This is a genomic window from Saccharopolyspora oryzae (assembly GCF_027853915.1).
Lineage (GTDB): Bacteria > Actinomycetota > Actinomycetes > Mycobacteriales > Pseudonocardiaceae > Saccharopolyspora > Saccharopolyspora oryzae.
This window is the reverse complement of the sequence record NZ_JAQGLA010000161.1, coordinates 1-6,113: the sequence shown is the minus strand read 5'-3', so window position 1 is coordinate 6,113 and position 6,113 is coordinate 1. Positions and strand designations below refer to the sequence as shown.

Below are 6,113 nucleotides of genomic sequence, written 5' to 3'. Positions count from 1 at the left end.
GATCCGCAGTCCGTGACCCGCAAATTCCATTGAAATCGACTGTCCGATTTCAATGGAATTTGCGGATCACCGGCGTGCCGGGGCCCGACACGCCGACACCTGCGGCCCGGCCTCCGGAGTGCGGCGCCCCGTCCGCCGGGGTGTCGGCGGGGCTTGCTAGCCTTGTCCAGTTGTTCGACGCGAACGACCCTCCTGCCATGGAAAGTCCATGGCCGTGAGTCCACAGGAGGTGAATGGTCTTCATGCGTCATTACGAGCTCATGGTCATCCTGGACCCGAGCCTGGACGAGCGCACCGTCGCTCCGTCCTTGGAGAACTTCCTCAACGTCGTCCGCAACGACGGTGGCACCGTCGAGAAGGTCGACGTCTGGGGCCGTCGTCGGCTGTCCTACGAGATCGAGAAGAACTCCGAGGGCATCTACGTCGTCCTGGACCTCAACAGCGAGCCGGCCACCATCAAGGAACTGGACCGGCAGCTGAACCTCAACGAGTCGATCCTGCGGACCAAGGTCCTGCGCAAGGTCGTCGAGCCCCGCAAGGCCGCGCGTGCCGCCAAGGCTCGCGCCGCGGCTGCTGCTGCGGCTCAGGCCAACGCCTGATCCGGCCCGAACCGCTAACGACCAGACTGGAGTCCCCAGGTCATGGCTGGTGAAACGGTAATCACGGTGGTCGGCAACCTGACCGCCGACCCGGAGCTGCGCTTCACCCCGTCGGGTGCCGCGGTCGCGAACTTCACCGTCGCGTCCACGCCCCGGACCTTCGACCGCCAGAGCGGCGAGTGGAAGGACGGCGAAGCCCTCTTCCTGCGCTGCAACATCTGGCGGCAGGCGGCGGAGAACGTGGCCGAGTCGCTGACCCGCGGCATGCGGGTGGTCGTGCAGGGCCGACTGCGCCAGCGCTCCTTCGAGACGAAGGAGGGCGAGAAGCGCACCGTCGTCGAGCTCGAGGTCGACGAGATCGGTCCGTCCCTGCGCTACGCGACCGCCAAGGTCAACAAGGTGAGCCGTGGCGGCAGCGGTTTCAGCGGCGGCGGGGGCAGCCCGGCCGGTCCGCCGGCCGACGACCCGTGGGGTTCCGCACCACCTGCCGGTTCCGGCGGTGGGTTCAGCGACGAGCCGCCGTTCTAAACGCGGCGACAACGCTCTCGAAGTTTTCGTTCAGGAGGAAGACCGATGGCCAAGGCGCCCGTGCGCAAGCCGAAGAAGAAGGTCTGCGTTTTCTGCAAGGACAAGGCTGCGCAGATCGACTACAAGGACACGACCCTGCTGCGGAAGTACATCTCCGACCGCGGCAAGATCCGTGCCCGTCGCGTGACCGGCAACTGCAGCCAGCACCAGCGCGACGTCGCCATCGCGGTGAAGAACGCCCGCGAGATGGCGCTGCTGCCCTACACCTCGACCGCTCGCTGAACCGGAAAGGAGTCACGTCGTGAAGATCATCCTCACCGCTGACGTGTCCAACCTGGGCGAGTCCGGCGACATCGTCGAGGTCAAGGACGGCTACGCGCGCAACTACCTGCTGCCCAAGGGCCTCGCCATCGTGGGCACCAAGGGCGCGCAGAAGCAGATCGAGACGATCCGCCGCGTCCAGGAGAACCGCCGCGTGCGGAACCTGGAGCACGCCCACGAGCTGAAGCAGCAGCTGCAGAACCTGGGCGGCGTCACCCTGAGCGCGAAGGTTTCCGCGCAGGGCAAGCTGTTCGGCTCGATCACCCCCGGCGACGTCGTCGCCGCGGTCCGCAAGGCCGGTGGCCCGAACCTGGACAAGCGTTCGGTCAGCCTGCGCGGCCACATCAAGTCGCTGGGCAAGCACGTCGTCGACGTGCAGCTGCACCCGGACGTGTCGGCCAACGTCGCCGTCCAGGTCACCAAGGAGCAGTGACCCGGTAGCACCGGAGCAACGCGCAGCACCGTCCACCCCGTCCATTCGGGTGAAGGGTGGACGGTGCTGCGTCCGGCGCGTGCACCGGCTGTCACGGCGACGACGAAGTTCCGCCGATTCCGACACGCCGAGCTGACGACACGCCCGGACTTTTCCACGGATTTCTTCCACAGCCTACGCACAGCCTCTGACCTGGGGTTTGTTGTCACCGCTGGTGACTTGTCCCCAAGTTGTCCCCAGCTGTGCCGAACGCTGCTGCAAGTTATCCACAGGCTCGATGCAACCTATCCACAGGTTGTCCCGAACTTTGTCCACAGGCTGGGTTGCCTGCTCTGTGCGGGTGATCTAGCTTCGCGCGTGCCCACGCGCCCAACGCGCGCGACGGTCTTGGCGCGGAGGAGGTGACCGGGTCAGGTGGCGGTTCCCGAGGAGCCCGAGGACCCGTACTTCGAGGACGACGGCGGCAGCGGTCCGGCCGGCGGCAGCACCTTCGAACGGCAACCCCCGCAAGACCTGGCAGCCGAGCAGTCCGTGCTCGGCGGCATGATGCTGAGCAAGGACGCGATCGCGGACGTTGTCGAGGCGCTCAGCCCGAACGACTTCTACCGCCCGGCGCACCAGGCGATCTACGACTGCATCCTCGACCTGTACGGCCGCGGTGAACCGGCGGACGCGATCACGGTGTCCGCGGAGCTGGAGCGCCGCCAGGAGCTGCTCAAGGTCGGCGGCGCCCCCTACCTGCACACGCTGATCGCCACGGTCCCCACAGCGGCGAACGCGGGCTACTACGCGGAGATCGTCGCGGAGAAGGCGATCCTGCGCCGCCTGGTCGAGGCGGGCACCCGCATCGTCCAGCTCGGCTACCACGGTTCCGAAGGCGCGGCGATCGAAGAGGTCGTGGACCGCGCCCAGGCGTCGATCTACGACGTCACGGAACGCCGGGCCAGCGAGGACTACCACGCCCTCGAAGAGCTCCTCCAGCCGACGATGGACGAGATCGACGCGATCGCGTCCCGCGGCGGGGAGTCCCAGGGCATCCCGACCGGCTTCGTCGACCTCGACGCCCTGACCAACGGCCTCCACGCCGGCCAGATGATCATCGTCGCGGCCCGTCCTGGTGTGGGCAAGGCACTGGCGCTCGACACACCGCTGCCCACCCCCGAGGGCTGGACGACGATGGGTGAGGTCGTTGTCGGCGACTACCTGATCGGCGCGGACGGAAAGCCGACGAAGGTGGTTGCGGCAACCGAGGTCATGCACGACCGCCCGTGCTACGAGGTCGAGTTCTCCGACGGCACGGTCATCACGGCAGACGCCCAACACCAGTGGCTGACGGATACCCGCGCATCGCGGAAGTCGGCGCAAGCCGCCGCAGCTGGGCATGGCGGGACTCGAAACCAGCGCACCTTCGCTGAAGTCCGCACCACGGAGGAGATCGCGGAAACCCTGCGCTGCAACACGGCCGACCGCCGGCTGAACCACTCGGTGAACGCTGCGCAGCCGATCGACCTCCCGGAGCGGGACCTCCCGCTCGCGCCCTACGTGCTGGGTGTCTGGCTCGGCGATGGCACCTCGCTTTCGGCCGCGTTCACGAGCGCTGATCCAGAGGTCGCCATGCACGTGGAGGCCGAGGGGTACCACGCGCCGCAGACGCGCGATCGCTTCTACCGCATCCAGTTCCCGCAGGCTGACCCGATTGCGGAGCGGAACTGCGTGGTCTGCGGGGCTGTGTTCGTTCCGAAGACGAGCCAGGTGCGGACCTGTGGGCAGAGCTGCGGCGGCAAGGCGCGCTTCCTCTCCGATCCGGTGCCGCAACCGACTTGCCCGGACTGCGGAAAGCCGACGTGCGGGCTGCGTCAGTGCCAGGAGTGCCGCAATGAGCGAGGCACTGTCCAGGCCTTGCTCCGAACGATGGGTGTGCTCGGGAACAAGCACATCCCGGCGGAGTACCTCCGTGGTTCCGAATCCCAGCGGCGCGCGCTGCTGGCCGGACTCCTCGACACGGACGGCACCGTTGCACCCAGCGGTTCCGTGCAGTTCGCGGTGACCAGTGAACGGCTCGCGCAGGACACGTACGAACTGATCGTCAGCCTCGGTTACCGCTGCAGCATGACGACCAAGCGCGTGCGGGGCAGGACGGAATCTTCGTCCACGGCGTTCACGCTCACCTTCACGACTCAGGACGACGTCTTCCGCCTGACACGCAAGCAGCTGGTCCACAAGGAGCGGAACGCGCGGACACCTCGGATGGTCGGGACTCGGTACATCACCGACGTGCGGCCAGTGGCGAGTGTGCCGGTTCGGTGCGTTGAGGTGGACGCGGCGGATCACCTGTACTTGGCGAGCCGGTCGATGATCCCGACGCACAACTCGACGCTGGGACTGGACTTCTGCCGGGCTGCGTCGGTGCAGCACGGGTTGGCCAGCGTCATCTTCTCGCTGGAGATGGGGCGCACCGAGATCGTCATGCGCATGCTCTCCGCCGAGGCCCGGATCCGGCTCGGCGACATGCGCGGTGGCCGGATGACCGACGACGACTGGACGCGGTTGGCGCGGCGGATGAGCGAGATCAGCGAGGCGCCGATCTTCATCGACGACTCGCCGAACCTCACCATGATGGAGATCCGCGCGAAGGCGCGACGGCTCAAGCAGCGCCACGACATCCAGCTCATCGTCGTGGACTACCTGCAGCTGATGACCTCCGGCAAGCGCGTCGAGTCCCGCCAGCAGGAGGTCTCGGAGTTCTCCCGAAACCTCAAGCTGCTGGCCAAGGAACTCGAAGTGCCGCTGGTCGCGATCTCCCAGCTGAACCGTGGTCCCGAGCAGCGGACGGACAAGAAGCCGCAGCTCTCCGACCTCCGGGAGTCCGGTTCCCTGGAGCAGGACGCGGACATGGTGATCCTGATCCACCGCCCGGACGCCTTCGAGCGCGACGACCCCCGCATGGGCGAGGCCGACCTGGTGCTGGCCAAGCACCGAGCCGGCCCGACGGCCACGATCACGGTCGCCCACCAGCTCCACTACAGCCGCTTCGTCGACATGGCCCAGGAGTAGTCCGGCGCGTGATCAGTCTTCCGGTCGCGCGTCGGCGTGGTCGGTGAGCCGGTCGGCCAGCGCTCGCACCAGGTCGCGGAGGGCGTCGGGTCGTTCGACGACGAACGGTCGATCGAGCGCCGCGAGCAGGGGCGGTATCCATTCGAGCCGTTGTGCTCGGATCCGGGCCCGCACCCAGGAAGATCCGGGATCGATCTCTTCCAGCTTGACGACGGACGGTGGGAAGACGGAGCAGATCTGCTCGGGCGTCGATCGGATCCGCACGGACACCTCGTGCTGGTGCGGCGCCTCGGCGATCGCGGTCAGCACGCGCTGGGCCGGGTCGAATCCGACTGGCACGTCGAACGTTCCAGCGCGCATCTCGACGGTCGTGATCCGGTCGACGCGGAACGTGCGCACCTGCCCGCTGGCGGAGTCGAAGCCGGTCAGGTACCACCGCCCGGAGTGGGCCACGACCCCGTACGGGTGGACGACGCGTTCGCTGGCGCCGCCGTGGCCGGCGATGTAGCCGAGATCGACCGGGCGACGATCCCGCGCCGCCTCCGCGACGGTGAGCAGGACCTCGGCTTCCGCCGTGAGCGCTGATCGTGCGGGCGCGGTGAAGTCGGCGATCTCCAGCAGCGCGTCGAGCCGGCGGCCGAGAGGTTCGGGCAGCACTCGGCGGACTTTCGCGATCGCGCTCTCGGCGGCCGCGACCGAAGTGCTGAGCAACCCGGCGCGCCGGCCCGCGACCAGACCGAGCAGGACGGCGAGCGCCTCCTCGTCGGTGAGCATCAGCGGCGGCATCCGGTAGCCAGGGGACAGGCGGTACCCGCCGTGCCGCCCGCGCACCGAGCGGACCGGGATGTCCAGGTCGAGGAGGTGGCCGACGTAGCGGCGGACGGTGCGCTCGTCCACGTCGAGTCGCTCGGCGAGCTCGGCGACGGTCCTGGTACCTCCGCGCTGGAGGATCTCCAGCAACGCCAGCACGCGGGCGATCGGCCGAGTCACGCACAAGATCCTCGCAATACCGGGCGGATCCTGTCCACTATTGCCCCTAACGTGCCCGGTGTCCCCGTTACCGTTTTCGTGGCTCTGATCAAGAGCCCTGGTCGCCAGGCCTGGCATGACTTTGTCCCCCAGTCGAACGGATGATCCGGGGGGTGGTGTCACCAGGCCTGGTGGCATCGGTGGACCGC

At 67.9% G+C, this 6,113-nt stretch carries 6 protein-coding genes; 5 read left to right on the top strand and 1 reads right to left on the bottom strand.

Features of this window, described 5'->3' with window-relative positions; genetic code table 11:
* The first annotated feature begins 233 nt into the window (after positions 1-233).
* From rpsF to dnaB, 5 genes are all read left to right on the top strand, one after another.
* Positions 234-599 carry a 30S ribosomal protein S6 gene (gene rpsF / locus OU415_RS37730; RefSeq protein WP_270954581.1) on the top strand — a complete coding sequence of 122 codons (366 nt, stop codon included), beginning with the start codon at positions 234-236 and terminating at the stop codon, positions 597-599.
* Between the two features lie 42 nt (positions 600-641).
* Positions 642-1,127 carry a single-stranded DNA-binding protein gene (locus OU415_RS37725; RefSeq protein ID WP_270954580.1) on the top strand — a complete coding sequence of 162 codons (486 nt, stop codon included), beginning with the start codon at positions 642-644 and terminating at the stop codon, positions 1,125-1,127.
* A 45-nt stretch (positions 1,128-1,172) separates the two neighbouring features.
* Positions 1,173-1,409, top strand: coding sequence for a 30S ribosomal protein S18 (gene rpsR / locus OU415_RS37720; protein ID WP_093151213.1), 237 nt, complete (start codon positions 1,173-1,175; stop codon positions 1,407-1,409).
* A 19-nt stretch (positions 1,410-1,428) separates the two neighbouring features.
* A complete protein-coding gene (gene rplI / locus OU415_RS37715; protein WP_270954579.1) occupies positions 1,429-1,881 on the top strand; it encodes a 50S ribosomal protein L9 in 453 nt (150 codons plus the stop codon).
* A gap of 414 nt (positions 1,882-2,295) precedes the next feature.
* A complete protein-coding gene (gene dnaB / locus OU415_RS37710) occupies positions 2,296-4,935 on the top strand; it encodes a replicative DNA helicase (protein ID WP_270954577.1) in 2,640 nt (879 codons plus the stop codon).
* A gap of 12 nt (positions 4,936-4,947) precedes the next feature.
* Here dnaB and OU415_RS37705 read toward each other — a convergent pair whose 3' ends face one another.
* Positions 4,948-5,925: a helix-turn-helix transcriptional regulator gene (locus tag OU415_RS37705; RefSeq protein WP_270954576.1), complete on the bottom strand. Its 978-nt coding sequence runs from the start codon at positions 5,923-5,925 to the stop codon at positions 4,948-4,950.
* Positions 5,926-6,113: the final 188 nt, after the last annotated feature.

Excerpts from the sequence above, each read along its gene's own strand:
- rpsF (WP_270954581.1), top strand. The coding sequence starts at position 234 with ATGGTCTTCATGCGTCATTACGAGCTCATGGTCATCCTGGACCCGAGC.
- OU415_RS37725 (WP_270954580.1), top strand. The coding sequence starts at position 642 with ATGGCTGGTGAAACGGTAATCACGGTGGTCGGCAACCTGACCGCCGAC.
- rpsR (WP_093151213.1), top strand. The coding sequence starts at position 1,173 with ATGGCCAAGGCGCCCGTGCGCAAGCCGAAGAAGAAGGTCTGCGTTTTC.